The 26,041-nt window shown below is 74.6% G+C and carries 26 protein-coding genes; 15 read left to right on the top strand and 11 right to left on the bottom strand.

Translation table 11 applies throughout. The features are described from left to right. Window positions 1–323 precede the first annotated feature (323 nt). The 5 genes from ACFP3U_RS22560 (at window position 324) to ACFP3U_RS22540 (ending at window position 4,375) form a co-directional block, all read left to right on the top strand. Window positions 324–1,166, top strand: a complete 843-nt coding sequence (locus ACFP3U_RS22560; protein WP_380227424.1) for a polysaccharide deacetylase family protein — start codon at window positions 324–326, stop codon at window positions 1,164–1,166. Continuing rightward, a complete protein-coding gene (locus ACFP3U_RS22555; RefSeq protein ID WP_380227423.1) occupies window positions 1,159–2,355 on the top strand; it encodes a glycosyltransferase family 4 protein in 1,197 nt (398 codons plus the stop codon). Before ACFP3U_RS22560 ends, ACFP3U_RS22555 begins: the two co-directional genes overlap by 8 nt. A gap of 43 nt (window positions 2,356–2,398) precedes the next feature. Continuing rightward, window positions 2,399–3,142: a sugar transferase gene (locus tag ACFP3U_RS22550; RefSeq protein WP_380227422.1), complete on the top strand. Its 744-nt coding sequence runs from the start codon at window positions 2,399–2,401 to the stop codon at window positions 3,140–3,142. A gap of 26 nt (window positions 3,143–3,168) precedes the next feature. Beyond that, window positions 3,169–3,825, top strand: coding sequence for a NeuD/PglB/VioB family sugar acetyltransferase (locus ACFP3U_RS22545; protein WP_380227421.1), 657 nt, complete (start codon window positions 3,169–3,171; stop codon window positions 3,823–3,825). 61 nt (window positions 3,826–3,886) lie between these two features. Further along, the gene (locus tag ACFP3U_RS22540; protein WP_380227420.1) at window positions 3,887–4,375 is read left to right on the top strand and encodes an NUDIX hydrolase; all 489 of its coding nucleotides are present in this window, start codon (window positions 3,887–3,889) and stop codon (window positions 4,373–4,375) included. A 16-nt stretch (window positions 4,376–4,391) separates the two neighbouring features. Here ACFP3U_RS22540 and ACFP3U_RS22535 read toward each other — a convergent pair whose 3' ends face one another. Further along, entirely contained in the window at window positions 4,392–5,321 is a 930-nt protein-coding gene (locus ACFP3U_RS22535; RefSeq protein WP_380227419.1) for an NAD-dependent epimerase/dehydratase family protein, read from the bottom strand. Window positions 5,322–5,465: 144 nt separating this feature from the next. Beyond that, window positions 5,466–6,005, bottom strand: a complete 540-nt coding sequence (locus ACFP3U_RS22530; RefSeq protein WP_380227418.1) for a PTS-dependent dihydroxyacetone kinase phosphotransferase subunit DhaM — start codon at window positions 6,003–6,005, stop codon at window positions 5,466–5,468. Between the two features lie 289 nt (window positions 6,006–6,294). Here ACFP3U_RS22530 and ACFP3U_RS22525 point away from each other — a divergent pair, with 289 nt between their 5' ends. From ACFP3U_RS22525 to ACFP3U_RS22515, 3 genes are all read left to right on the top strand, one after another. Then, window positions 6,295–6,531 carry a DUF397 domain-containing protein gene (locus tag ACFP3U_RS22525; protein ID WP_380227470.1) on the top strand — a complete coding sequence of 79 codons (237 nt, stop codon included), beginning with the start codon at window positions 6,295–6,297 and terminating at the stop codon, window positions 6,529–6,531. Between the two features lie 768 nt (window positions 6,532–7,299). Further along, window positions 7,300–7,794, top strand: a complete 495-nt coding sequence (locus tag ACFP3U_RS22520; RefSeq protein ID WP_380227417.1) for a hypothetical protein — start codon at window positions 7,300–7,302, stop codon at window positions 7,792–7,794. Between the two features lie 433 nt (window positions 7,795–8,227). Then, window positions 8,228–9,493: an acyl-CoA dehydrogenase family protein gene (locus ACFP3U_RS22515; protein WP_380227416.1), complete on the top strand. Its 1,266-nt coding sequence runs from the start codon at window positions 8,228–8,230 to the stop codon at window positions 9,491–9,493. Between the two features lie 76 nt (window positions 9,494–9,569). Here the strand turns inward: ACFP3U_RS22515 and ACFP3U_RS22510 are convergent, their stop codons facing one another. After that, window positions 9,570–10,799, bottom strand: coding sequence for an aminoglycoside phosphotransferase family protein (locus tag ACFP3U_RS22510; RefSeq protein ID WP_380227415.1), 1,230 nt, complete (start codon window positions 10,797–10,799; stop codon window positions 9,570–9,572). A gap of 514 nt (window positions 10,800–11,313) precedes the next feature. On the opposite strand from ACFP3U_RS22510, the gene ACFP3U_RS22505 reads away from it, so the two are divergent. Beyond that, window positions 11,314–12,798: a DNA-binding protein NsdB gene (locus tag ACFP3U_RS22505; RefSeq protein ID WP_380227414.1), complete on the top strand. Its 1,485-nt coding sequence runs from the start codon at window positions 11,314–11,316 to the stop codon at window positions 12,796–12,798. 54 nt (window positions 12,799–12,852) lie between these two features. Here the strand turns inward: ACFP3U_RS22505 and ACFP3U_RS22500 are convergent, their stop codons facing one another. Further along, a complete protein-coding gene (locus tag ACFP3U_RS22500; RefSeq protein WP_380227413.1) occupies window positions 12,853–13,299 on the bottom strand; it encodes a PAS domain-containing protein in 447 nt (148 codons plus the stop codon). 280 nt (window positions 13,300–13,579) lie between these two features. Between ACFP3U_RS22500 and ACFP3U_RS22495 the strand changes: the two genes are divergently transcribed. Next, window positions 13,580–15,094, top strand: a complete 1,515-nt coding sequence (locus ACFP3U_RS22495) for a HEAT repeat domain-containing protein (protein WP_380227412.1) — start codon at window positions 13,580–13,582, stop codon at window positions 15,092–15,094. Window positions 15,095–15,213: 119 nt separating this feature from the next. Here the strand turns inward: ACFP3U_RS22495 and ACFP3U_RS22490 are convergent, their stop codons facing one another. Together ACFP3U_RS22490 and ACFP3U_RS22485 are read right to left on the bottom strand one after the other, a co-directional pair. Next, window positions 15,214–16,059 carry an undecaprenyl-diphosphate phosphatase gene (locus ACFP3U_RS22490; protein ID WP_380227469.1) on the bottom strand — a complete coding sequence of 282 codons (846 nt, stop codon included), beginning with the start codon at window positions 16,057–16,059 and terminating at the stop codon, window positions 15,214–15,216. A 287-nt stretch (window positions 16,060–16,346) separates the two neighbouring features. Beyond that, window positions 16,347–17,072, bottom strand: a complete 726-nt coding sequence (locus ACFP3U_RS22485; protein WP_380227411.1) for a class I SAM-dependent methyltransferase — start codon at window positions 17,070–17,072, stop codon at window positions 16,347–16,349. Between the two features lie 135 nt (window positions 17,073–17,207). On the opposite strand from ACFP3U_RS22485, the gene ACFP3U_RS22480 reads away from it, so the two are divergent. Further along, complete coding sequence (locus ACFP3U_RS22480; RefSeq protein WP_380227468.1) at window positions 17,208–17,720, top strand: DUF4396 domain-containing protein; 513 nt, start codon at window positions 17,208–17,210, stop codon at window positions 17,718–17,720. Window positions 17,721–17,834: 114 nt separating this feature from the next. On the opposite strand, the gene ACFP3U_RS22475 is transcribed toward ACFP3U_RS22480, so the two are convergent. After that, the gene (locus tag ACFP3U_RS22475; protein ID WP_380227410.1) at window positions 17,835–18,368 is read right to left on the bottom strand and encodes a PadR family transcriptional regulator; all 534 of its coding nucleotides are present in this window, start codon (window positions 18,366–18,368) and stop codon (window positions 17,835–17,837) included. A 155-nt stretch (window positions 18,369–18,523) separates the two neighbouring features. Between ACFP3U_RS22475 and ACFP3U_RS22470 the strand changes: the two genes are divergently transcribed. Both ACFP3U_RS22470 and ACFP3U_RS22465 read left to right on the top strand, forming a co-directional pair. Further along, complete coding sequence (locus ACFP3U_RS22470) at window positions 18,524–19,273, top strand: alpha/beta fold hydrolase (RefSeq protein ID WP_380227409.1); 750 nt, start codon at window positions 18,524–18,526, stop codon at window positions 19,271–19,273. Between the two features lie 74 nt (window positions 19,274–19,347). Continuing rightward, the gene (locus ACFP3U_RS22465) at window positions 19,348–20,271 is read left to right on the top strand and encodes an aminoglycoside phosphotransferase family protein (RefSeq protein WP_380227408.1); all 924 of its coding nucleotides are present in this window, start codon (window positions 19,348–19,350) and stop codon (window positions 20,269–20,271) included. Between the two features lie 34 nt (window positions 20,272–20,305). Here ACFP3U_RS22465 and ACFP3U_RS22460 read toward each other — a convergent pair whose 3' ends face one another. The 4 genes from ACFP3U_RS22460 to ACFP3U_RS22445 form a co-directional block, all read right to left on the bottom strand. Next, entirely contained in the window at window positions 20,306–21,196 is an 891-nt protein-coding gene (locus ACFP3U_RS22460) for a 5-oxoprolinase subunit C family protein (RefSeq protein WP_380227407.1), read from the bottom strand. Then, a complete protein-coding gene (gene pxpB, locus ACFP3U_RS22455) occupies window positions 21,193–21,849 on the bottom strand; it encodes a 5-oxoprolinase subunit PxpB (protein ID WP_380227406.1) in 657 nt (218 codons plus the stop codon). The genes ACFP3U_RS22460 and pxpB overlap by 4 nt, the downstream gene beginning before the upstream one ends. After that, a complete protein-coding gene (locus tag ACFP3U_RS22450) occupies window positions 21,846–22,622 on the bottom strand; it encodes a LamB/YcsF family protein (RefSeq protein ID WP_380227405.1) in 777 nt (258 codons plus the stop codon). The genes pxpB and ACFP3U_RS22450 overlap by 4 nt, the downstream gene beginning before the upstream one ends. An 83-nt stretch (window positions 22,623–22,705) precedes the next feature. Beyond that, a complete protein-coding gene (locus tag ACFP3U_RS22445; RefSeq protein ID WP_380227404.1) occupies window positions 22,706–23,332 on the bottom strand; it encodes a hypothetical protein in 627 nt (208 codons plus the stop codon). Between the two features lie 330 nt (window positions 23,333–23,662). On the opposite strand from ACFP3U_RS22445, the gene ACFP3U_RS22440 reads away from it, so the two are divergent. Further along, complete coding sequence (locus ACFP3U_RS22440) at window positions 23,663–24,616, top strand: carbohydrate ABC transporter permease (RefSeq protein WP_380227403.1); 954 nt, start codon at window positions 23,663–23,665, stop codon at window positions 24,614–24,616. Window positions 24,617–24,717: 101 nt separating this feature from the next. Then, window positions 24,718–26,034, top strand: coding sequence for an extracellular solute-binding protein (locus ACFP3U_RS22435; protein WP_380227402.1), 1,317 nt, complete (start codon window positions 24,718–24,720; stop codon window positions 26,032–26,034). Window positions 26,035–26,041 lie beyond the last annotated feature (7 nt).

Below are 26,041 nucleotides of genomic sequence, written 5' to 3'. Positions count from 1 at the left end.
AAGCCCGCCTGAGCGAACCCGCCGGACCCGACGGCCCCGCCGAACGCACCGTCGACGGCTTCGCCCGCCGCGCGCGTTTCGCCGAATTCCGTCGGAACCGATCACACGCTGATCGCCGGTCGAGTTCAACCGGTCAGATCGGCCGATTTTCGGCCCATCCGCCAACTCCTTCTCGCTTCTTTCACAATTCCGGGGCACCAGCCCCACAGTTCCCCCTACTGTGATGACCGTCCGGGTCGCCGACCGCGCCGGATGCGAGGCCGTACGGAGGCCATGCGAGGCCACTTGCCGGCGCCGGGGAGGGCGCCGCAGAGGGGGGAACGATGAGCGGCACCGCCGCGCCCGGAACGGCCCCGGTCGCCGGGGGGATCCGGGCCCAGGTGAAGCGCCAGCTGGCGCGCGGGGTCGGGCGCAGTCCCGGCGAGGGCGCCACCGTGCTGATCTACCACCGGGTCGGCGGCGGGAGCCCGGACGAGCTGGACGTCGCCACCGCCGACTTCGCCGCCCAGGCCGACCTGCTCGCCGCCCTGCCGCCCGGCCGGGTGGTCTCGCTGGACGAGGCCACCGACCGGATCGAGGCCGGCCGCCGCACCCCGGGCGTCGTCCTCACCTTCGACGACGGCTTCGCGGACGTCTACGAGAACGCCTGGCCGCTGCTGCGCGAGCGCCGGCTGCCGTTCACCGTCTACCTGGCCAGCGGCCACGTCGGCGGCGAGATGCGCTGGGAGGGCTCGACCGCCAAGGCGGCCGGCGCCCCCGCGCTCAGCTGGGAGCAGCTGCGCGAGATGACCGCCTCCGGCCTGTGCACGGTCGCCAACCACACCCGCACCCACGCCCGCCCCGAGCTGCTCTCCGTCGCCGAGCTGGACGCGTGCAACGACGAGGTCGAGGAGCACCTGGGCGTCCGCCCCAGCCACTACGCCTACACCTGGGGCGTGCCGGTCCCGCACATGGAGCCCGCACTGCGCGCCCGCTTCCGGACCGCCGCGACCGGCGAGGTCGGCCGCAACCTCCCCGGCGTGGACCCGGTACGGCTGCGCCGGGTGCCGGTCCGCCGCACCGACCCGATCGACTTCTTCCGCGCCAAACTCCACGGCCGGCTGATCCCCGAGCGCGCCTACGCCCGGATCGTCGCCACCGCGAAGGCGGTGGGCGCCCGTGCCTGAGCACCCGCCGCCCGCCGCCCCCACGCCCCGGCTGCGCGGCCCCGGCGGCCGGCCGCTGCGCGTCGCCCACCTCACCACCGTCGACATGAGCCTCCAACTGCTCCTCGCCACCGAGCTCAAGGTCGACCTGGAGGCCGGCTTCGAGACGTACGGGATCAGCGCCCCGGGCCCGTACGTCCCCGAACTGGCGGCGATCGGCGTACGGCACGAGCCGCTGCACGCCCTCACCCGGGCCTGGGAGCCGCGGGCCGACGCCGCCGCGGCCCGCGAACTGCTCGCCGTGCTGCGCCGGATCCGCCCCGACGTGCTGCACACCCACAACCCCAAGACCGGCGTGCTCGGCCGGGTCCTCGGCCGGCTGGCCCGCGTCCCGGTCGTGGTCAACACCTGCCACGGACTCTGGGCGCAGGCGCACGACCCGCTCGGCAAGCGCGCCTTCGTGCTCGGCGCCGAGGCCCTCGCGGCCCGCTTCTCGCACGCCGAGCTCTACCAGAACGGCGAGGACCGCCGGACCCTGGCCCGCGCCGTCCCGGCCCGCCGCTCGCGGGTGGTGGGCAACGGGGTGGACCTCACCCGCTTCGCCACCGACCCCGGCGAGCGCGCCCACACCCGGGCCCGGCTGCGCGGCGAACTCGGCCTCGGACCGGACGAACTGCTGGTCGGCGGGGTCGGCCGCCGGGTCGCCGAGAAGGGCATCCGGGAGTACGCCGAGGCGGCCCGCGCGCTGGCCGGCAAGGCCCGGTTCGTCTGGATCGGCCCCGACGACCCGGACAAGCCGGACGCCCACGGCGCCGAGTCCGGGGTCACCTTCCTCGGCCCGCGCGCCGACATGCCCGCCGTCTACGCGGCGCTCGACGCCTTCGTCCTCCCCTCCTACCGGGAGGGGTTCTCCCGCTCCGCCATGGAGGCCGCCGCCGGCGGCCTGCCGATGGTGCTCAGCGACATCCGCGGCTGCCGCGAGATCGGCACCCACGACGAACACCTGCTGCTCGCCCCGCCCGGGGACGCCCGGGCCCTCACCGGCGCGCTGGACCGGCTTCTCACCGAGCCGGGCCTGCGCGACCGCCTCGGCACGGCGGCCCGCCGCCGAGCCGAGGCGACCTTCGACCAGCGGGCGGTCGCCGCCGTCTCGCTGGCCACCTACGCGGCCGTCGCCCGCGCCAAGGCACTGCCCTGGACGGTCGGCTGAACCCACCCACGACCACACCACCGCATCAGGGGGAAGGACCGTCATGAAGCGAGGGGGGGACCTCGCGATCACCGCGCTGACCGGGATCGTCGCGATTCCGCTCGGTCTGCTGATCGCCCTGCTGATCCGCTGCACGATGGGCGGACCGGTGCTCTTCCGGCAGACCCGGACGGGGCTGCGCGGCAAGGAGTTCGAGATCCTCAAGTTCCGCACCATGCGGGACAAACGTTTCCCCGAGGAGCCGGACGCTCCCCGGATCACCCGGCTCGGGGACCTGCTCCGCCGGACCAGCCTGGACGAGCTGCCGCAGCTGTGGAACGTCGCGCGCGGCGAGATGGGGGTGATCGGGCCCCGGCCCACGCTCCCCGAGCAGGTCGTCCACTACTCCCGCCGGCAGCGCGGCCGGCTCGACGTCCGGCCCGGCCTCACCGGCTGGGCCCAGGTCCAGGGCCGCAACTCCATCACCTGGCCCGAGCGGATCGAGCTCGACCTCTGGTACGTCCGGAACCGCTCGCTCCTGGTGGACCTGCGGATCCTCCTGCTGACCGTCAAGGTGCTGCTGCGCCCGGCCGGGATCACCGCCGCCGGCGGCGTCAACCCGGGCTTCCCGGCGCCGACCGAGCCGATCGAGAGCACCCCGGCGGCGCCCGCGGCACCGGTCGGGCCCGCCGCCCCGGCGGCGCCCGCGCCGGAACCCTTCCGGACCCTCAGCCTGCCCCGGCAGGCCGCCGGGGCCCGGCTGGCCCCGCCGGTCCCAGTCCGCGCCGCCGTCGAGGAGGCGTCCTGACTCACGAACCCGGCAGGATGGCCCCCATGCCCTCCGCAACGGACCCGTCCGCAACCGAGCCGCCCGCGCCGGACCCGTCCGGACTCTGGATCGCCGGCGCCGGGGGCGTCGGCCGCGAGGCGCTGGACACGGCGCTCGCGCCCGGCGTCCCGGTCGCGGGCTTCCTCGACGACCGGCAGCACGGCGCCACCGTCCGCGGCCTGCCCGTCCGCCGGCCCGCCGAGCTCGAACCCGGCGCCCGCTACCTGGTCGGCATCGCCGACCCGGCCGTCCGGCAGCGGCTCGCCGCCCTGCTGGACGGCCTGGGCGCGGAGCCGGTCACCCTGGTCCACCCCCGGGCGCTGATCGCCCCGGAGACCCTGCTCGGCCCGGGCTGCCTGGTGATGGGCGGCGCGTACGTGTCCAGCAGCGTCCGGCTCGGCGCGCACAGCCAGGTCCACTACAACGCGACCGTCGGCCACGACGCGGTGTTCGGCGAGCGGGTGACGGTCTATCCGGGCGGAAACGTCTCCGGCGCCGTACTGCTGGCGGACGGCGCCACCGTCGGCTCCAACGCCGTGGTGCTCCAGGGCCGCAAGATCGGCGCGGGCGCCTTCATCGGCGCGGCGGCCGTGGTGACCAGGGACATCCCGCCCGGCGCGGTGGTGGTCGGCTCCCCGGCCCGCCCGCTCCGCGGCGCCTGACCGCGCCGCCCCGCCCCGCCCGGGGCCGGCGCGGCGCCCGTGCCCCGATAGGCTGCGGCGCATGGCGATTCCGAAGTTCCTGGCCGACCTCCGCGCGGTGGTCGGCCCCCGCAAGCTCTGGCTCAGCGCGGCCGCGGCCGTCGTCCTGGACGACGACGGCCGGGTGCTGCTCGTCCAACGCGCCGACGACGGCAACTGGGCGCCGCCCGGCGGCATCCTCGACCCGGGCGAGCAGCCGGCCGACGGAGCGGTCCGCGAGGTCCTGGAGGAGACCGGGATCGTCACCGTTCCCGAGCGGCTCGTGACGCTCACCGTCTCGCCGGACATCACCTACCCCAACGGCGACGTGACGCAGTACCTGGAGGTCGTCTTCCGCTGCCGCCCGGTGGGCGGGGAGATCCGGGTGGACGAGGACGAGACGCTCGCGGTCGGCTGGTACGCGCTGGACGAGCTGCCGCCGATGGGCGAGCGGGAGCTGGCCTGGATCGACCGGGCGGTGTCCGGCCCGGCCGAGACGGGCTTCGCCTGGGAGGGCGCGCAGCTCCCGTAAGGCAGGCCGCAGGGCCCTAGAGGCCGCGGAACCAGTCCGCCGTCCGCTCCAGGCCCTCGCGCAGCGGCACCGGCCGGACGTCCGGGAACAGCTCGCGCAGCCGCGCGTTGTCGGCCTGCGAGTCCCGGACGTCGCCGGGCCGCGACTCGGTGTGCGCGACCTCGACGGGGTGGCCGAGCACCGACTCCAGCTCGCCGACCAGCTCCAGCAGCGAGGTGCGGGTGCCGAAGGCCAGGTTCACCGGGTCGGCGTGCACGACCCGGCGCAGCACCGCGTCGGTGATCACCTGGGTGACGGTGCCGACGAAGGTGAAGTCCCGGCTCTGCCCCCCGTCCCCGTGCACGGTCAGCGGCCGCCCGGCGAGCGCCGCGTCCAGGAAGGCCGGGACGACGGCCGCGTAGGCGTGCCCGGCGGGCTGCAGCGGGCCGAACACGTTGAAGAACCGCAGCGGCAGCACGCCCAGCCCGTAGCAGTGGTGGTAGGCCGCCAGATAGGCCTCGGTGGCGAGCTTGCTGACCGCGTACGGGCTCATCGGCGCGGTGCGCATGGACTCCCGCTTGGGCAGCTCCCGGTTGGCGCCGTAGACCGAGGAGGAGGACGCGGCGGCCACGTAGAGGCCGCCCGCGCGGCGGGCCGCCTCCAACACCTCCAGGGTGCCGGTGGCGTTGGCGTGGTGACTGGCCAGCGGGTCCGCCACCGAGCGCGGCACGGAGGGCAGCGCGGCGAGGTGCACCACCGCGTCGGCGCCGGCGAAGGCCTCGTCCAGCAGCGCCGGGTCGAGGATCGTGCCCTCGTGGAGCACCGCCTCGGTGCCGGCCAGGTTGGCCTTCCGCCCGGTGGAGAAGTTGTCCACGACCCGGACCTGGTCCACCTCGGGCCGGGCCAGCAGGGCCCGGACCAGGTTGGCCCCGATGAAGCCGGCTCCGCCGGTGACGACGACGCGCATGGTTGAGGTTCCCCCCTCAGGACGACCCGGCCCGCGCGGCCGGCCCAGCGCCGATGGTAGCCGCGCGGTCACCCGCCGTGGGGCGGAACTCCGAGAACGGCCGGAAGCGGCCGCGCGGGGCCGTCGTGGGACCCGCCGGCCCGGTCAGCCCTTGGGCTGGCGGTAGGCCTCCTCGGCGGCGTCCAGCACCGCCGAGAGGTCGCCGCCGGCCGTGGCGGTGGCCACCGCGGCCACCGCGCCCTCGACGAACGGCGCGTTCGCGAACCGGACGGGGAACGGCAGGCCGTGCTCGTCGGCCTCGGCGAGCAGCGCCCGGACGGTGGTCACCGCGCCGCCCAGGTCGGCCAGCACGACCACGCCGTGCCCCTGGTCGACCCGGCGGGTGGCGGCGGCGACCAGTACGGCGCTGATGCCGGGGCCGGAGACGAGGTCCCCGCCGGTGCCGGCCACCGGGGCGGGGGAGTCGGAGCCGGCCAGCGCGAGCGTCAGGGCGCGGACGGCGTTGGCGAGTTCCTGGCTGTGCGAGACCAGGACGACCCCGACCCGGCCGTGGGCGGGCGGCCGGCCGGGGGTGGGCCGGGGCCGTGGGGCGGGCTCGGGCGGGGTGCGGGGCGCCGGGGGGTGCGCCGAGGGGGCCTCGGAGATGGGGATGACATCGGCGCGGGTGCCGTCCCGGCGGCTCATCGGCTGCTCCTCGGGGCGTTCGGTGGGGGGCTCCCCACACTCTGGCAGTTCGCCCGCCGCGCGCCCGCGCGGGACACGCGCCCCCGGGGTCGCGCCGGGGCGCGCGACGGACCCGCACGGGCGCTCCACAGGCCCTCCAGGCGTGCGGCGGGCGTTGACGGCCCGTCGGTCCCCGGCCGGGGGGTAGTCCTGGTGATCCCGCTGACCGGCGCGGCAGCGGTGACTAGGCTGGGACCGTTCAGGCCGTCGGGAGGAGAGACCAACAGTGGCAGCCAACAGTGGGACCGGGGTGGAGTCGACCGAGGTGGTGGAGCTCGCCGCGAGCGGGAAGCCGAAGGTGGACTTCACCGGGGCGACCTGGCTCTGCAGCAGCCAGGGCATCGGGGACGTCCAGATCGCCTTCGTGGACGGGTACATCGGCATGCGGGACGGCCGTCAGGAGGACGGCCCGGTCCTGGTGTTCACGCCGGGGGAGTGGCGGGCCTTCGTGCTCGGCGCGCGGGACGGCGAGTTCGACCTCACCTGAGGCTCCGGACAGCGGGTGCCGGTCCGGACCGCCGGGCCGGCACCCGCGGCATTCCCGGCATTCCCTGCACTTCCGGCGTTCGGGAGTGCCGTTCAGGGGGTCCGGAGGCGCCCGTACGGCTCCGAAGGTCTCCGCCGGTCATCGTTCCGATCACATTTGAGCGTGCGCAGTCATAATTTCTGTTGACTGCTGGACAAACGCAGCTCAGAGTATGAACACAGGCAGACGCCGTGCCCACCGCCCCCACGCGGCCAGACACGGCGCCTGCTGTGCAACCCGGCAGCGTTGCCGAGTCTCCTCCCAGTCATCCCTCTGCGCACCGGGGGTGCGTCGGCCGGTCCCGGCCCACGAGGGGCCGGCAGTCGCCGGGAGGATGGCACCGCAACCGAGAGCGACTCGGAGGCGACGCCGTGCTCGGGACCCGCACGCCCCCACGCGGCGGCGTCCCGAGCAGATCCGCGGGAGCGACGGGCCGGGGCCCCGCGGACCTTGCTTGTGATGCGTGGAACTGTTGGCTTCTGTGCTGTGCGGTGTGCGTCGGCGAAGCTGGGTGCTCGGCACGGCGGTGTGCACAGTGAGGGAAACGCGTGTAGGGCCGCGTTGCGACAGGCCGTCCCCCCGAAGGGTGAAACCCAGAACGGCTGTCGTGCTGAACCGAACGTAGCCCGGACGGTTGCTCAGAGTCAACATTGGTCTCTGAGCGTGGATCTCCGTCCGGTGCCCCACCCACCCCGCGAGCGCGGTGTGCCGGGCACGTACGATGTTCCCATGTCTTTTCTCCGCCGTCGCTCCGGTCAGCCCGCAGGCCCGGACTTCGACGTCCTCGCCATGGACCCGGGCGACTGGCCCGGCGACTTCGGTGCAGCCATGATGACCGGCCCGGACGGCTCCTGCCAGGGGATTTTCCTGCGCTACGACCTGTTCGGCGGCAGAGGCCCGGCGATGTTCATCGGCAACCTCCCCGAGGGTTCGCCGGCCCGCGAGACCGGCGACAGCGTGCCCTTCGAGGTCCGCCAGCTGCTCGCGGCCCTGGAGAACGAGGAACCGGTCGAGTTCGTCTCGGCGGAGGACTTCCCGGTCATGCTCGGGGACGACCTGCTGATCGTGAAGAAGGTCAAGGTCAGTGAGGGCCGGGTCTTCTGTGCCCAGTTCGGCCGGAGTGACGGCGTGCAGGTCACCATCGCCTCCTGGGACCGGCCGATTTCGGACGATCTCTACCAGCTGCTGAAGCCGCTTCCCGCGGACATGTTCCAGCAGGGCTGACGAGGCCGGAACCAGGGGCCGGATCAAAGGGCCGGATCCGGGCCCCGGAGGGCGGCGTTCCGCTCCCGGCTCTGCCGCTCGCCCGGGTTCCGCGCTCCGCCCGTTCCAGGCCTCGGGCACTGCTTGACGGTTTCGATCACAGGTTCGTAAGGTCGCGAACATGCCGTGCCGTCTCCCGCTGCTGACCCGTCGCAGCTACCTCGACCTGCGGCGCACCGCCAGCGCGGCGTGTCCGGGCCACTGAGGGGATTCGTCCCCGAGGGCGGCGGGCCGCCGACCGAAGGGTCGGCGCCGATCCGGGGGCGGCCGTTCCGCCGTACCCGGGTGCCGGGGGCGGGCATCGAGCCGAATTCCCGGGCCGCCGTCCGTCCCGCGCGCCCGTCCCGGCGCGCCGCCCGCAGAGCCCACGCTGCCGCCCGGAGGCCCCAGCCCGATGAGCATCACCGACCAGTCGCCCGCCACCCCGTCCCCGGTCGCGGCCGCCCTCGCCGGACTGCCCCGGGTCGTCGACCTGCTGGCCGCCCGGGCCGAGGAGCACGACCGCGACGCGACCTTCCCGTACCAGGGCATCGAGGCGGTGCACGAGGCCGGACTGCTCACCCTGACCGTGGACCGCCGGTACGGCGGCCCCGGCGGCACGCTCGCCGACACCGTCCGGGTGCTGGCCCAACTCGGGCGCGGGGACGCCTCGGTGGCGGTGGTCACCGCCTTCACCCTGCTCCAGCACGCCGAGCAGGCCCGGACTTCGGCCTGGCCGACGGCCGGTTACCGGCGGCTGCTCACCGAGTCCCGGCGCGGTCCGGCCCTGGTCAACACCCTGCGCGCGGAGCCCGGGGGTCGCGGCGGCGAACCGCCGGCCACGGTGGCGCGATGGGACGGCGAGGCCTGGCGGTTGACGGGCCGTAAGACGTACTGCACCGGCGCCGAGGCGCTCGCCTGGATGGCGGTGACCGCCCGGACCGAGGAACCGCAGCCCCGGATCGGCACCTTCCTGGTACGCGGCGAGAGCGAGGGCCTGGAGGTCGACCCGACCTGGGACCAGCTCGGCCTGCGGGCCAGCGCCAGCCACGACGTGGTCCTCGACGGGGTGCGGGTGCCGACCGAGCTGGCCCTCGGCCTGACCCCGCCCAGGGGCGGGGCCGGAAAGGGCACGGCCGGTTCCGCCGCCGCTGCCGCCGCTGCCGCCGCTGCCGCCGCTGCCGCCGCTGCCGCCGCTGCCGCCGAGACCGTCCCGCCGGCCGAACTGGCCAGGGCCTGGCACGATCTGGCGCTCTCGGCGGTGGCCGTCGGGGTCGCCCGCTCGGCCCAGGACTGGCTGGTGCGCTTCCTGCACCAGCGAACTCCGGCCAATCTGACCGAGCCGCTCGGCAGCCTGCCCCGCTACCGCTGCGCGCTGGGCGAGATCGAGGCCCAGCTGATCGGCGCCGAGGAGTTGGTCGACGGGCTGGCCGCGCGGGTGGACCGGGCCGATCCGGCGGCGGTGGCCCGGACGGGTCCCGCCCATCTGCTGGCCACCCGGGCGGCGACGGCCGCCGTCCAGCAGGCCGTCTCGCTCACCGGCAACCCGGGGCTGAGCCGGCGTCACCCGCTGGAGCGCTACCTGCGGGACGTGCTCAGCAGCCGGGTCCACCTGGCCCCGGACGAGACCGTCCTGGAGGCCGCCGGCCGAGCCGCCCTGGAGCGCGGCGCCCGGCACTGAGCCGCGCCACCCCCCCCGCCGGCCGGCCGGAGGGGCCGTCAGGGACGGGCCCCCGCCGGGCCGGACGGGGCGGCGCTCACCTGGTCCCGACCGCCGCCCGGACCGCGCGGCGGGCCAGCGCGGCGTCGTCGTACAGCCGGCGGATCATGATCCGCTGCTCCTCGCCGGCGCCCGGCACGTCGTACAGCCGGATCTCCCGCATCAGTACCAGCACCAGGTTCACCAGGAACGCGTCCCGGGCCAGCGTGCCCCCGCTCTGCGCGAGCTGGCTGATCTGGCGACGGGCCGCGGTGTCCCCGGAGAGCACGCTCCAGAGCACCGCCAGGTCGTAGCCGGGCAGGTACCAGCCGGCCTGCTCCCAGTCGACCAGCACCGGCCCGGACGGCGCCAGCAGCATGTTGCTGAGCAGGGCGTCGCCGTGGCAGAGCTGGAGCGGGCCGTGGCCGAGGCCGTGCAGCAGACCGCGCAGGTCGCCGGCGTCCCGGTCGGTGAGCTGGCCCACCGAGTGGTAGCGGGCGATCTCCAACTGGTAGTCCAGCCGGGGCTGGAAGACGTCGGTCGGCGGGCGCCACAGGTTGAGCGTCCGGACGGCGGTGAGCAGCGCCCGTACCTCGCCCGGGGTCGGCGCGTTGACCGGGTGGCGCTCCCGGGCCGCCGGCCGGCCGGGGACGCGCTCCATGACGAGCACGCAGCGGTCGTGGTCGGCCGCCACCAGCCGGGGCAGCCGCACCGGCGGACGGTGCCGCACGAACGCCCGGTAGACCGCGACCTCGTGGTGGAAGTCGGCCACCAACTGCTCGAAGTACTCGCTCCGCACGGCCTGCGGGGCGAGGCACTTCGCCACCACCGGCGCCCGGCCGATGGTGCCCGCCACCAGGATGTGGCGGCTCCCCTCGCGCAGCACCTGGCGGGGGGTGAAGGCGGGGCATATCCGCGAGACCCCGGCGAGCGCGGCCCGCACGGCCGGCGTCTGCAGCGCCGAGGGGTCGATCCGTTCCTGGGTGACGGGCTGGCCCGGCCGGGTCGGCGGGCGCAGCAGCCGGCCGTCGCCGGGGCGGACGGCGGGGATCCGGGCTCCGGGGAGGCGGTTGCCGGCCGGAGCGGCCTCGGGCGAGCGGAGCCCCAGCGCCGTCCGGGCCGCCTGGCCCCGCGGGTCCACGGGCCGGCCGTCGGCGGCGCCGCGCGGGGCGACGGGCCGGGATGGCGGCGGGACCTGCTTCGGACCGGGACGGCCGACGGCTGCGGTGGGGGGGCGCAGCGCGGTGCGGGTCGTGGTCGGCGTCGGGGAGGTCGCTGAGGAATACATGGGGTGAGGGAGGTCCCTTCCTGTGTCCGTCTGCGGATGCGGCCCCGCGGGGGGTGCGGGGAGGGCCGGTGCCGCGTGGTTCCTGGCGTGACGGCGGCCCTTGCTCGGTCTGGCGGTCTGGCGGTCTGGCGGTCGGTCTGTCGGCCGGGTGGTGCGCGGGCGCCGGGCACGGACGCCGGGGCCGGAACCCCGTGCTGCGGCGGTTTACCGGCCGTCCGCACCCTGGGGAATGCGGTCGGCCGGTACTGCCGTGGCCGTGCCCGGCGCCCCCGCGCCACCCGGCCGCGCCACCCCCTCGGGTGAGGACCGGGGACGCCCCGTCGACCCGTACGGGGGAACCCCGAACCGGCCTGGGACGCCGCCCGACCCGGGGGGCGAGGTGGCGCACCTCTACATCACACCCGGATGCCGGTGGTTGGTAATGTGGCGGACCCTGGCGAAGCCTGGCGAATGCTCGCCCGGCACATGACGGACCCTCTAGCCTCGAACCAGCCGAGGAACCTGGGGGCTTCACGTGAGCAGGGGACCCAACACCCGACTCGCCGATCTGTTCGTCCTGACCGGATGGTCCAAGGGCGAACTCGCACGGCTGGTCAACAGACGGGGTGCCGCGATGGGCCAGCAGCAGCTGTCCACCGACACCTCGCGGGTGCGGCGCTGGATCGAGCAGGGGGAGATCCCGCGCGATCCGGTGCCGAGGGTACTGGCAGCCGTGTTCACGGAGCGGCTCGGCCGTGTCGTCACCACTGAGGACCTCGGTCTGGAACGACACCGGCCCACCAGGACCGGAGCGGCGCAGTCAGCCACCTCGTCACGTTGGGAGCCGGATCGAACGGCCGCGGTCCTCACCGAGTTCACGGGAATGGACCTCATGCTGAACCGACGTGGATTGGTGGGCGCGGGTGCCGCGCTCACGGCCGGGGCGGTCATCGCCGACTCGCTGAAGGGCTGGCTGGGCGGGGACGCGGTCGCGTACGCGGCCTCGGCGCCCGGCCCGAGGCCGGTGCTCACCCAGGGCGGTGCCGGCCCGGTGGTGGACCTGTACGACGCGGGCCCGGTCGGGCTCGACGAGGTGGAGGCGCTGGAGCGCTCGGTGCTGGTGTTCCGGGCCTGGGACGCCGCCCGCGGCGGCGGCCTGCAGCGCAAGGCGGTGGTCGGGCAGCTCAACGAGGTGGGCGGCCTGCTGACGCACCGGCACAGCCCGGCCGTGGAGCGGCGGTTGTGGATGGTCGCCGCCGACCTCGCGGTGCTGGCCGGCTGGATGTCGCACGACGTGGGCCTGGAGCCGACCGCGCAGAAGTACTTCATGCTGGCGGCCGAGTCGGCCAAGGAGGCCGGCGACCTGCCGCGCGCGGGGGAGGCGATCTCCCGGGCGGCGCGTCAGATGGTGCACCTCGGGCGGGCCGACGACGCGATCGACCTGATGGCCGCGGCGAAGGCGAGCGGCGGCCGGATGCTGCCGAGAACGCGGGCCATGCTGAACACCGTCGAGGCCTGGGCGCACGCCTCGATCGGGCAGTCGCAGGCGACCTGGCGGCTGCTGGGCGAGGCGGAGGACCTCTTCGCCGAGGGCCTGGACGGCCCGCCGCCGTCCTGGATGCAGGTCTTCGACGAGGCGGAGCTGTGCGGGATGCAGGCGCTGGTGCTGCGGACGCTCGCCGAGCACGACCTGGCGGCCGCCGAGCCGGCCCGCCGGCACGCCGAGCAGGCCATCCGGATGCGGGAGGGGACGGGGCAGCTGCGGTCGGCGCTGTTCGACCGGATCACCCTGGCCTCGGTGCACTGGATCACCGGGGAGCCGGACGCGGCGGATACCCAGTGCAAGCTGGCGATGAGCGCGATCGGCCAGAACTCCTCGCACCGGACGTGGGACCGGCTGCGGGAGATGTACCGGCTGACCGCCCGCTACCGGGGGGTGCCGGTGGTGGACCAGCTGCGGGACGAGCTGGGGCGGGAGCTGCGGGCGGCGGGTGCGAAGAACCGGCCCGCGCGCGGCTGACCCGGGCGCGGTTGATCCGGGCGCGGCTGACCCGGGCCCGGTGGGGTCAGCCTGCTAGGAGGGGTTCGCCGGGCGCAGCAGCATGCGCAGCGCGGTGACGGTGCCGTCGGTGCCCAGGACGGGTTCGCCGGCGCACTCGACCATGCCGTGCCCGCCGTCGGGCCGACGCACCTGGAGGGTGCCGAAGGCGTACCGGCCGTGCACCAGTGCGTCGGTCATCATCCGGCGCAGCTGCGGCCGGTCCGCCTCGCTCAGCCGGTCGGGCAGCCGGTCCAGGCTGAGCGGTCCGTGCCCGGGGTCGCAGCCGAGCAGCCGGTAGGCCTCGGCGGACCAGCGGACGTCGTCGGTGAGCAGGTCCCACTCGGCGGAGCCGATCACGGCGGCGCCGGTGGTGGTCCGGATCGTGCCGTCCACTCTGTCGCCCACCGGCCCCTCGCCGTCCGTCGCGTCCTCGGTCGGGGACGCGGCGGGTGGTGGGCCTGACGTGGGCGATTCGAGCATGCGGGTCCAGTGCTCCGTTCGTGGAGAGCGGCCGGTGCGTGGTGGGATCGACTGTGGCACAGCGGTGTCACCCCTGTGGGCGATTTGGACAGATCGCCGACAAAGTTCCCCCGGCATATGCCACTGCGCACAAAGGGTCGGTCGCCCTGTGTGCGACGGGCTGCCCGAGGCGGTAACCTTCGGTAATTCCGGCGCCCGGGCGCCCACCGCAGTACCCACCAGAGACCCCGGCGACGGAAATCCCGTTGCCACTACGACCGCCGCAACGGATGCTGACCTCATGTTCGAGCCAGTGATAGCACCCAGTGCCAGCCTCCTCGGCCTCCTGCAGCGAGGTCGCGGTGACGGGCAGCTCCATGCGCTGGCCGCCGACCGCACCGAGGCCATCGCCGCGTTGGAGGAGTGTGTCACCAGGGACCCGCGGGCCGACTGGCAGGTCGAGAACCGTTCCCTCTACTACGCGCGCCTCTACATGGAACTGGAGGCGCCGCTCGACGGCATCGAGGACCATCTCCACTCGCCGGAGGACCTCCTTGAGGAGGACGAGGCCCGCACCGGCCTCGCGCTCTCCGTCCTGGGCCACCTCGCCGCGTACGGCCGGCGGGACGCGCTCCTCATGCTCCGCGAGTACGCCGCGACCGGCACCAACTGGGCCTGGGCCCTGGACGAGCTCGCGCTGCGCGACGACGACCGCGGCCTGCTGCTGCTCGGGATGGCCGTGCTGGACCGCTTCCCGCCGGGCCCCGAGGGCGACGCCGAGCTGCGCGAGACCATCCGGAGCGCGTACGAGCCCCGGCCCTGGCGGCTCTGGGCGACGTACCACCCGAGAGTCGCGGCCGCCGCCGAGCAGTCCCCCTTCGACGTGTGGCAGCGCCAGCTGAACCGCAGCGGCGCGACCCCGGGCTGGTCCACCGCCGACGTACTCGCCTGGGCCGACCAGGGCGAGCTCGGCGGCCTCGGCGCCACGGCCTTCGCCGGCGGCCCGGTCCGCCCCGAGGCGTCCCGGGACGGCGTACCCGGGCCGGGGCCCGACGCGGTGGACCGCCGTGCCGCCGCGGCCGCCCGCTGCCTGGCCGCCGTGGTCCGGCCCGAGGACCGCCCCGCCGACCTGGAGGCGGCCCGCACCGGGGTGCTGGGCGCCCGCCGGGCGGCCCGCTTCCACCTCGTCGACCGGCGCGACCCGGCCGCGGCCGAGCTGATCGAGGCCGCCGCGGCCGAGGTCGACGACCGGCTGGTCCGGTTCGCCCTGGAACTGCTCGGCCGGATGCGCGGCCCCGAGGCGCTGGCCCAGGCCCGCCGCTGGGCCGACCCGGCCACCGGCGGCGCCGACAGCGCCCTCGGCGAGGCCGCCGTCCGGCTGCTGGCCGACGCGGGCGAGCCCGGCGACGGCCCGCTGGTGGTGGCCGGGCTGCGCCGCTGGGTCTCGCTGCACGGGGTGTCCGGCGCCGACGCCGGGCTCGGGACGCTGGTCGACGGCGCGGGGCGGCTGACCGCCACCGAGGCCGTCCCGGTCCTGCGCCACATCTACGGGGAGGCCGTCTCCTCGGAACTGCGCGGCCGCGCCGCCCGGGCGCTCGCCGCGACCGACGTGCACTTCCCCGAGGGGCCGGCCGTCGAGTGCCTCTGGGACTGCGAGGAGTCCACCCGGGAGCTCGCCGCGAGGCACGTCGCCACCACCGGCGACGCCCGCGTGCTGGAGCGCCTGCGCCGCCTCGCCGCCGACCCGGCCGAGGAGGCCGAGGTCCACGCCGCCGTCCGGGGCCGCCTGACCGCCGTCCGCGAGCGGCGCCGGTAGCCGCCGCCGTTCGGGAACGACGAAGCGGGCCGGTCCACCACGGGGGTGGATCGGCCCGCTTCGTCGTTCGCATCGTTGGTGCGGGGTGGTGCCGGTGGTGCTGGTGGTGGAACGCCGTTCTACTTGGCGACCACACCGGCGTCCGGGGCCAGGGTGCCGACGGACACCAGGGCGATGATCAGAACGCCCAGCGCGATGCGGTAGATCACGAACGGCATGAAGCTGTTGTTCGAGATGTACTTCAGGAACCAGGCGATCGCCGCGTACCCGACCACGAAGGCGATCAGGGTGGCCAGGACGGTCGGCCCCCAGGCCGGCGCGGGGCCCTCGCCGATCTTGAACAGCTCCAGCAGGCCGGAGGCCAGCACCGCCGGGATCGCCAGCAGGAACGAGTACCGGGCCGCCGCCTCGCGGCTGTACCCGAGCAGCAGACCGGCGCTGATCGTGCCACCGGAGCGCGACACGCCCGGGATGAGGGCGAGCGCCTGGGCCATGCCGTACGTGGCCGCGTGCGGCAGGGTCAGATCGCTGATCGGCTTGGCGTGCCGGACCGCCCGGGTGCGGTCGGCGACCGCCAGGACGACGCCGAAGACGATCAGCGTGGTGCCGATGATCCGCAGGTCGCGCAGGTCGTGCTCGATGGTGTCCTGGAACAGCTTGCCGAGGATGCCGATCGGCAGGGTGCCCATGATCACGAACCAGCCCATCCGCGCGTCCTGGTGCGAGCGGAGCGCGGGCCGGAACAGCGAGAGCGTCCAGGTCTTGATGATCGAGGCGATGTCGCGGCGGAAGTAGATCAGTACGGCGGTCTCGGTGCCGAGCTGGGTCACCGCGGTGAACGCCGCCCCCGGGTCCTTCCAGCCCAGCAGGGCGGGGAAGACCCGGAGGTGGGCGCTGGAGGAGATCGGGAGGAACTCGGTGAGCCCCTGGATCAGGCCGAGGACGGCTCCGTGGAACCATTCGATCACCGGACACCCGCCCGGGGTATCCGTCGGTCGATGCGCATGAAGTGTTCCTTGGTGGTCGGTGCGGGAACAGTCCTGCGAACCGGCCGACGCGGTCCAACGGCGCGGCCCGATGGCAGGCGAACCACCGGCCCCGCCCGGCGCTCGGGCCGCGCGCGGGCCCGGCGTCCGCCTGATGCTACGCCGTTCGGGTGAAGGCCTGTCCTCCGCCCCCACCCCGGGCGCACCGTCCCGCCACCTGCTCCTTCCCGTTCCTTCCCGTTCCTCCCCGGTTCTCCCCGGAGTGCTCAGCCGGCCACCGGGCGGGCCCGCACCCAGGTGCGGTCCTCGGTCAGCCAGGCGTCGACCGCCAGTCCGGCCTCGGCGAGCGCCCCTTCGAAGTCAGCCTGGCTCATCGGGCGGGACGGGAAGGACTGGGTCCACTTGGCGTCCGGGAACTCGTACACCACGTGGACCAGGTTCACCCCGTCGCCGACGGGTGTGGCGGATTCCACCCGCACCAGGCCGTCCTCGCCGAGCGGTCGCTCGCGCGGCAGGTCGGTCTGCCAGTCCTCGCCCTCGCGCTGGATGAGCACGCAGCCGTCCGGGGTGACGTGCCGACGGCAGGTCTCCAGCAGGCCCCGGCGGACGTCGAGGCTGGGGGCGTGCACCAGGAAGGAGGCGAGCAGGACGACGTCGAAGCGCTCGTCGAGCTCCAGCCGCTCGATCGGGGAGCGCACTGTACGCGCCCCGCGGACCCGTGCCAGCATGTCGGCCGACTCGTCCACGGCCGTCACCCGGAAGCCCAGCTCCAGCAGCGGGCGGGTCATCCGGCCCACGCCGCAGCCGAGTTCGAGCAGGCTCGCGCCGGGCGGCACCGCGCCCGCGATTACCTCGGGCTCGTCGCCGATCGGCAGTCGTTCGTACACCTCGACCGCGCAGCCGTCGGGGGTGATCGCCCCCGGGCCGGTGCCGTCGTATCCCTCGCGCCGTTCGCCGGCCGGTCGTGCCTCGGTCACTCGATCGTCAGTCATGCGAACCATCGGAGCACGGCGGGGCCGCGAGCGGAAGACCGCGTGGTGATCCATGCTTGGAAGATACCCCCTGGGGGTATACAGTCATCGACAAGCCGGGCAGCACGGCGAAGGATCGAGTACGTGGAGGACGACATGGCACACCCCGCGCAGCACGAACAGCACGTCGGTCACGCGCATCACTCGGGCCATGGGCACCACGGGGGCGGCGTGACCTGGGCCGCCGCCGCGCAGGCGACCCTGCACTGCCTCACCGGCTGCGCCATCGGCGAGATCCTCGGCATGGTGCTCGGCACCGCCTTCGGCCTGCACAGCGGCGCGACCGTGGTGCTCTCGGTCCTGCTGGCCTTCGTCTTCGGCTACGCGCTGACCATGCGCGGGGTGCTCAAGGCGGGCCTGGACGTCCGCACCGCGGTGAAGGTCGCGCTGGCCGCCGACACGGTCTCGATCATCGTCATGGAGATCATCGACAACAGCGTGATGGTGACCGTGCCCGGTGCGATGGACTCGGGCCTCGGTGACGTCCTGTTCTGGATCGCGCTGGCCGGCTCGCTGGCCCTGGCCTTCGTCCTGACCGTCCCGGTCAACAAGTGGATGATCGGCAGGGGACGCGGTCACGCGGTGGTCCACGCCTACCACCAGCACTGACCGGCCCGCCGGAGCTGCCCGTCACACCGCGCGCCGCGGCCCGCGCCCACCCCTCCGCCGGGGTCGGCGCGGGCCGCGGCGTTTGCGCGGACGGATCTGCGGGCCGGTTCCTGCTCAGGCCGCCCGGTCGAGCTCCGTGAGGGTGGTGCGCAGCCAGTCCAGCTCGGCGGTGGTGGTCGCGCGGGCGATCAGCAGCATGCCCCGGCGGAACGGGTCCGCCACCTCCTCCGCGCCCACCGGCCGGTCGCCGTCGTAGAAGAAGCTGGCCGGTTCGCTGAGGAAGGCGAGGCGGCGCCGGAGCACGGCGGCCTGCGCGGCCGGCTCGCCGTCGAGGTGGCGGAGGAAGGCGAGCACGGTGAACCAGCGGTTCTCGTCGCTGACGTCCAGGTCGTCCGGGGTGCGCAGCCGGTCCAGCAGGGTGGCCCGGCCGGCGTCGGTGAGCCGCAGGGTGTGCCGGGGGGCGGCCGCCGCGCCGGGTTCGGTCGAGCGGACGAGCAGTCCGTCGGTCTCCAGTCGCTTGATCGCCGGGTAGAGCGTGCCGTCGCTGATCGGTCGCACGTGGCCGGTGAGCGCGGCGAGGTGGCGGCGCAGTTCGTAGCCGTGCAGGGGCCGGTCGTGGAGGAACCCGAGGATCGCGAGCTTCAGCATGGGCCCACTCTGTCAGATCCGAGCTCAGATATATCGGTGTTGCTATACCTCGGAGTCGAGGTATCGTCATGGCGTCGCCCTGGCCGAGAGCCGGGGCCGCCGCCCCCGGGAGCGTCCTGCCGGGGCCCCGTACCGACGTCAGAAGGAGCACGACCGTGCGCGACGCCACCGTCACCCCGAACGGCGACCGGATCCGCTGGGTGGAGGTCCCCGGCAAGGAGCCCGTCCGCCTCTACCTGCACGGGCTCGGCTCCAGCTCGCCCGTCTACTACGCCGCGGCCGCCGCGCACCCGCTGCTCACCGGCCACCGCTCGCTCCTGCTCGATCTGCTCGGCTTCGGCATCAGCGACCGCCCCGCCGACTTCTCCTACACGCTGGAGGCGCACGCCGACGCCGTCGCGGCGGCCGTCCGGGCGGCGGGGGTGGAGCGGGCCGAGGTGATCGGCCACAGCCTGGGCGGCGCGGTCGCGATCGTGCTCGCCCACCGGCACCCGGGGTTGGTCGCCAAGCTCGTCCTGGTCGACTCCGTGATCGATCCGGTCGACCCGAGTCGCAGCGCCATCGCCAGTCAGACCGAGGAGGAGTTCCTGGCGGGCGGGCGGGAGCGGGTCGAGCAGTCGGCCGGCCCGTTCTGGTGGGCCACCATGCGGCTCGCCGGTCCCGAGGCGCTGCACCGCACCGCCGTCCACCGCTGCCGGGGGACCGTCCCGACCCTGCGCGAGCAACTGCACGGACTCGACCTGCCGCGCACCTTCCTCCATCCCGAGGCCGACGGCGAGGTGGACGGCGCGGCGCGGCTGCGGGAGTCGGGCGTGCTGGTGGAGGCGGTGCCGGACTGCGGGCACAACATCATGATCGACAACCCGGACGGCTTCGCGAAGGCCGTCGCCACCGCCTTGGCGTAGCGTCGTCCTGTCCGTCCGTCGTCCGCCGTCTGCCGTCCGCGTGTCGCCCGGTTCCCGTGAGGAGCGTGCCCGTCATGCCGATCCAGGTCCCCGAGGCGCTGGTCGCCTCCCTCGTCGAGTACCGCGGCGCGGCCGGTCGCAGCTGGGCCGACGGACTGCCCGCGCTGGCCGCGGAGTTGGCGGAGCGCTGGGAGCTGAGCATCGACGGCCCGCCCGCGCACGGAATCGGCGGCCTGGTGCTGCCCGCCCGGCGGGCCGACGGCACGGGCGCCGTGCTCAAGCTCCAGGACGTGGACGAGGAGACGGCGGGCGAGCCGCTCGCCCTGCGTACCTGGGGCGGCCGGAGCGCCGTCCGACTGCTCGACCACGACCCGGCCACCGGCTCGATGCTGCTGGAGCGCCTCGACCCGGCCCGCTCCCTGCTCGCCGTCCCCGACGACCGGGCCGCCACCGGCGTACTCGCCGAGCTGCTGGCCGAGTTGACGCGGCATCAGGCACCGCCTGGTGTACGGACCTTGGCCGAGATCGCGGACGGCATGCTGGCGAGGGTCCCGGCCGCGCACGCCGGCCTGGCGAGGGAGGAGGACCGCCGACTGCTCGCGGACCTCGCGGCCGCCCTCCGCGAGGTCCGGCCCGAGCCGGGCGACCGGCTGCTCCACTGGGACCTGCACTACGGCAACGTGCTCGCGCCGCTCGCCCCGAATGCCCGCGCCCGCTGGCTCGCCATCGATCCCAAGCCACTGGCCGGCGACCCGTGCTTCGAACTCCTCCCGGCCCTGCAGAACCGCTGGTCCGACCTCACCGCCACCGGCGACCTCCCGCGCGCGCTGCGCCTCCGCTTCGACCTGATGGCCGACCGCCTCGGCCTGGACCGCTCCCGGGCGATCAGTTGGACGCTCGCCCGCGTCCTGCAGAACGTCCTCTGGGGCGTCAAGGACGGCGAGCGGCACATCGACGCCACCCAACGGGCCGTCGCCGAGGCGCTGTTGGGGCGGTAGCGGTAGCGGGAGCGCCGGTGTCCGGATCGTCCGATCAGCCCGTCGGACGCGGAGCGCCCGGGTGGACGGTGAAGCGGACCGGGGTGCCCGGGCGGGTCTGGGCCGCGGCGGCGAGGTCGGTGGGCGGCACGACGCCCACGACGGGGTAGCCGCCGGTGGTCGGGTGGTCGGCCAGGAAGACCACCGGCCTGCCGTCCGGCGGGACTTGGACGGCGCCCAACACCATGCCCTCGCTGGGCAGTTCGCCGTCCCTGGCGCGGAGCAGGGGCGGGCCGTCGGTGCGCAGGGCGATCCGGTTGCTGGCCGGGGCGGCGTGGTAGGTGTCGCGGGCGAGCCGTGCGACGGCGTCGGGGGCGAACCAGTCGGCGCGCGGACCGAGCCGCAGCCGCAGCACCAGCACCGTCGGGGGAGCGGGCAGCGGGACCAGCTCCGGCGTCGGCCGGCGGGGCGGTCGCGGTCCGACCGGCAGGAGGTCGTCGACGGCCAGCGGGGCCGGGCCGAGCCCGGAGAGCAGGTCGGCCGAGCGGCTGCCGAGCACCGGCGGGACGGCGATCCCGCCCGCGACGGCCAGGTAGGCGCGCACGCCGGCGGTCGCGGCGCCGACGTCCAGCACCGCCCCGGCGGGCACCGCCACCGGGGCGCCCCAGGCCGCGGGCCGGCCGTCCACCCGGACCGGCGAGGGCGCGCCGGCCACCGCGACCAGCAGCGGCCGGGTGGCCCGCACCGCGACGCCGCCCAGGGTGGTCTCCAGGGCGGCCGCCCCGGGGTCGTTCCCGACCAGGCGGTTGGCCGCCCGCAGCGCCGGTTCGTCCACCGCCCCGGCCCGCGGCACGCCGAGGTGCGCGACGCCGCGCCGCCCGAGGTCCTGCACCGTGGTCAACGGGCCCGGCCGCACCACCACGAGGCTGCCCGCCCCGGCCGTCACGGCGTGCCTCCCCGGACGGCGGTGAAGCGGACCCGGGTGCCCGGGGCGAGCAGCGCGGCCGGGGTCCGGGCGGTGTCCCAGAGCGGGAGGGCGGTCCGGCCGAGGAGTTGCCAGCCGCCGGGGGAGGAGCGCGGGTAGACGCCGGTGTACGGGCCGGCCAGGGCGACCGAGCCGGCCGGGACGGCGCTGCGCGGGGTGGCCCGGCGCGGCACCTCGTACCGGGCCGGGAGGCCGGTGAGGTAGCCGAAGCCGGGGGCGAAACCGCAGAAGGCCACCACGTACTCGGGGGCCGTGTGGATCCGGACGGCCTCCTCCGGCGGGACGCCCCAGAGCGCGGCGACCTCGGCGAGGTCCGCGCCGTCGTAGACGGTGGGCACCTCGACCAGCGGGCCGGCGGCGGTGGCGGCCGGGTCCGGGCGGGCGGTGCGCAGCAGCCGGGCCAGTGCGGGGAGGTCCGTCACGCCGTCCAGCAGGACGGTGTGCGCGGCGGGCACGATCTCCTCGACCGGCGGCAGCTCGCCGGCCGACTGCCGTGCGCGCAGCCAGCCGTACAGGGCGGTGACGGCGTCGGGGTCGGCGAACTCCACCAGCAGCGCGTGCTCGCCCACCGGCCGTACCACTGGACCAGCATCCGCGCCGCCCGCCGCCGTCATGCGAAGGCCTCCACCCGGACCCCCGCCGAGGCGAGCGCGCCCCGGATCCGCCAGGCGAGCTGGGCCGCGCCGGGGGTGTCGCCGTGGACGCAGAGCGAGCGCGCCGCGACGGCGATCCGTTCGCCGCCGACCGCCTCCACGACGCCGTCCCGGGCGATGCCGACCGCGCGGGTGATGACCGTCCCGGGATCGTGCACCACCGCGTCCGGTTCGCGGCGCGGGACGAGGGTGCCGGCCCAGGTGTAGGCGCGGTCGGCGAACGCCTCGGTGACCACCGGCAGCCCGACGTCCTCGGCGACGGCCAGCAGCCGGGAGCCCGGCAGGCCCAGCACCGGCAGCGGTCCGTCGCAGACCGCCCCGGCCCGCAGGATCCCGGCGACGACGGCCTCGGCCTGTTCGGAGTCGGCGACCACCCGGTTGTAGAGGGCGCCGTGCGGTTTGACGTAGGAGACCCGGGAGCCGGCGGCGCGGGCGAAGACCTGGAGGGCGCCGATCTGGTAGGCGATCTCGTCGGCGAGCTCGTCGGGCGGCACGTCCATGGCCCGGCGTCCGAAGCCCGCGAGGTCGCGGTAGGAGACCTGGGCGCCGATCCGGACGCCGCGCTCGGCGGCCAGCGAGCAGACCCGGCGCATGGTGGACGGGTCCCCGGCGTGGAAGCCGCAGGCGACGTTGGCACTGGTGACGACGGAGAGCAGGGCCTCGTCGTCGGTCAGCGTCCACCGCCCGAACCCCTCACCGAGGTCCGCATTGAGATCGATCACCGCATCGGCCACGCCCGTCCGCCTCCCAGCAGCTGTTGAGGCCGATGGTAGGGCCTGCGCCACCGCCGCCGCCCCGCCCACCCGCCCGGCTCCGGTCAGCCCATCGCCGAGGCCGCCCCGCCCTCCACTCCCGCGGGCCGCCGGGCATCCGCGTCCCGTTCCTCCCGCGCGAGCCGCGCGGCCTCCCGGGCGACCCGTGCGGCATCCCGTTCGGCCCGTTCGACCAGCGGCCGCAGCGCCCGCAGCACGATCAGCAGCGGCACGACGCCCACGATCCCGAACGACATGTCGATGAAGCGCCAGTACAGCGGGATGCCCCGGAGCGGCCCGCAGATCAGCGCGAGCGGGATGATCGCGGCGCAGGCCAGGACCGCCCAGCGGATCACCCAGACGTTGCGCACCGGGTCCTTGAGCGGCCCCAGGAACGCCGCCGCGATCACCAGGTGGGCGAAGGCGAGCCAGTCGGTGCCGTAGGCGAGGAAGGGGTAGCGGGCGTTGGTCTCGACGAGGCCGTCGCGGACCCGCTCGATCCACTCCAGCAGAGCGGGGAAGCGCTCGGCCACCGGGGCGCCGGGGCCGGTGGCGAGGTCCGCGAGCCAGCGGGTCTCGCTCTCCAGCGGGAAGGCCGTCAGTCCGCTCAGGACCAGGCAGACCACGAAGATCCAGAGCCATCGCCGCACCCGCCGCAGGGCCGCCCGGTCGTTGTCGGTCGCGTCGTTCATCTGCGTCCACCCCATGCCGAGGAGGCAGGCCGGGCTGTTCCCGCCTGCACGGGAGTGACTGTAGACCGATGAATTGAACGCGTTCAACTCGATGTTCCGAGGGAGCCGGGACGGCGTGCGGGCCCGGTGTCGACGGCAGGGCCGCGGGCACTGCCGCACGGTGCGCCGGATTCGTTCTCGGAAGGCGGGCGCGGGTCGGCCGGGGCGGGTCGGCTGTAAGAGTGGCAAGCCTTTCAGGATATCTTAAGAATCTAAGTAGCGTGGTGAACGTAGTCAGTTGTTCATCAATACTTTGTTTTTCTGAAACGGTTGCTGATCACAGTTCTCGGCGTGACAGCAACGACCACCGCCCGGCCGCTCGCCGCGCCGGGCCGTCCCGCCCGCCGCCGGAGCCAGGCCCGTGACTTCCGCACCACCCGATGGGGCTGGGCCTACTCGGCTCCGGCGGTGCTGATCTTCGCCACCTTCGTCATCGTGCCGACCGGCTACACGTTCTACGTCTCGCTCTGGAAGTGGAACGCGCTCAATCCGGCGATGTCCACCTTCAAGGGGGTGGGCAACTACCAGCGGCTGTTCGCCGCCACCCAGCCGACCTTCCTGTCCAGCGTGTGGCACTCGCTGTACTTCAGCGGGGCGATGGTGATCGGCGGGACGGCCGTCTCACTGGCCATGGCGCTGCTGCTGCAGCGCGGCGGCGCGCTGCTGAACGCCTCCCGGGTGGCGCTGTTCGTGCCGCACGCCACCCCGGTGATCGCCACCTCGATGATCTGGGTCTGGATCTTCAACCCGCGCTTCGGGCTGGCCGACTGGGTGCTGCACAGTCTGCACCTGCCGACCTCGGACTGGCTGCAGTCGTCCGGTTCCTCGATGCCGGCGGTGATCATCTACAGCCTCTGGCACGAGATCGGCTTCACCACCGTGGTCTTCCTCGGCGGGCTCGCCACCCTGCCGAACGAGCTGAGCGAGGCGGCCCGGGTGGACGGCTGCTCGGCCTGGCAGGAGTTCTGGTACATCACCTGGCACCAGCTGCGGCCGGTCACCACCTTCGTGGTCGCGATCACCGCGATCACCTCGCTGCAGGCGTTCACCCAGTTCTACGCGCTGTCCGGCGGCGGTCCGGTCTACGCCACCACGACGCTGAGCTACCTGGTCTACCAGGAGGCCTTCGTGCTGAGCGACACCGGCTACGGAGCCGCGCTCGCCGTGGTCCTGTTCGCCATCACCGTGCTGTTCACCATGGTCCGCCGGCGCACCGCCGCCGGTTCGGAGTCCTCGCTCGTGTGAGCTCCCACGCACGTCCCCGCACGCCCCCGCTCGTCCCCGCCCGACCCGCACCTCCCGCACTCCCGCACCGTCCCGCACAGAACAAGAACGGACCCCCTCCCATGCGTGTGCGCCTCGCCGCCGTCGCCGCCATAGCGGCCCTCAGCCTCTCCGCCTGCGCCGGGGGCGGCACCCCCGCCGGCTCCAGCTCCGCGGCCGCCCCCTCGGGCCACGAACTTGAGGTCCCCACCACCCCGGTGACCATCACCTTCGAGGAGGCGATGACCATCGGCACGCTGAAGCCGGCGATGGACAAGCTGGTCGCGGACTTCCAGGCCAAGTACCCGAACATCACCGTCAAGCTCCAGGGCGACCCGGACTACGCGACGATGTACACCAAGGAGAAGGCCGAGGTCCAGGCGGGCAACGCGCCGACCATGGGCCAGGTCTACGAGAGCTGGGCGTCCTACTTCCAGTCCGGCGGCGCGATCACCCCGATCAGCGAGCTGGCGGGCACCGACACCCCGCCGCAGATGGCCGGCTTCTACAAGGGCATCCAGAAGGACCTGGCGCTGGGCGACGGCAAGAACTGGATGTGGCCGTTCAACAAGAGCGTGCTGATCCTGTTCTACAACGCCGACATGCTCAAGGCCGCCGGCCAGAGCGAGCCGAAGACCTGGGACGACTACGCCACCGCGATGAAGGCGGTCTCCACCAACGGCGTCACCGGCTCGACCATCGACCCGGGTTCGGCCGCCGGTGCCGCCTTCGGCACCCAGTGGTTCGAGATCCTCAGCAAGGCCAACGGCGGCGCGCTGTACGACGCGGACGGCACCCCGCACCTGAACGACGACGGCGCGGTCAAGGCGATGACCTACCTGAAGTCGCTCAAGGACGCGCACGCGCTGGCCACCGGCAAGAACTACCCGGGCGAGACCGCGCTCGGCGCGCTCAAGGGCGCCTTCGACATCTCCTCCGCGGCCGGCTACGGCTTCGAGAAGAAGACCGTCGGCGACAAGCTCACCCTGGGCATCTCGGCCCTGCCGGCCGGCCCGCAGGGCGCGGTCAACGAGCTGACCGGCACCAACATGGTGGTCTTCAAGAACGCCACCGCCGACCAGAAGGCCGCCGCCTGGGCGTTCATGAAGTTCATCACCAGCCCGGAGGAGCAGGCCGGTTGGGCCGCCAACTCCGGCTACCTGCCGGTCACCCCGCAGGCGCTGCCGCAGATGCAGGACTTCATCGCCCAGAACCCCTACGAGACCGCCGCGGTCTCCCAGCTCGACACCGCCTTCACGCTGCCCCCGTACAACTGGATCTTCAAGTGCCAGGGCTACGAGGCGACCGCGATCCAGGACGTGCTGGACAACGGGGCGGCGCCCGCCGGCGCCCTGAAGACCGCGCAGGACGCCTGCGCCACCGCCAAGACCCAGGGCTGATGATCCG

This window comes from Kitasatospora misakiensis (genome assembly GCF_042656005.1).
GTDB lineage: Bacteria > Actinomycetota > Actinomycetes > Streptomycetales > Streptomycetaceae > Kitasatospora > Kitasatospora misakiensis.
This window is presented reverse-complemented; position numbering and strand designations above follow the sequence as displayed.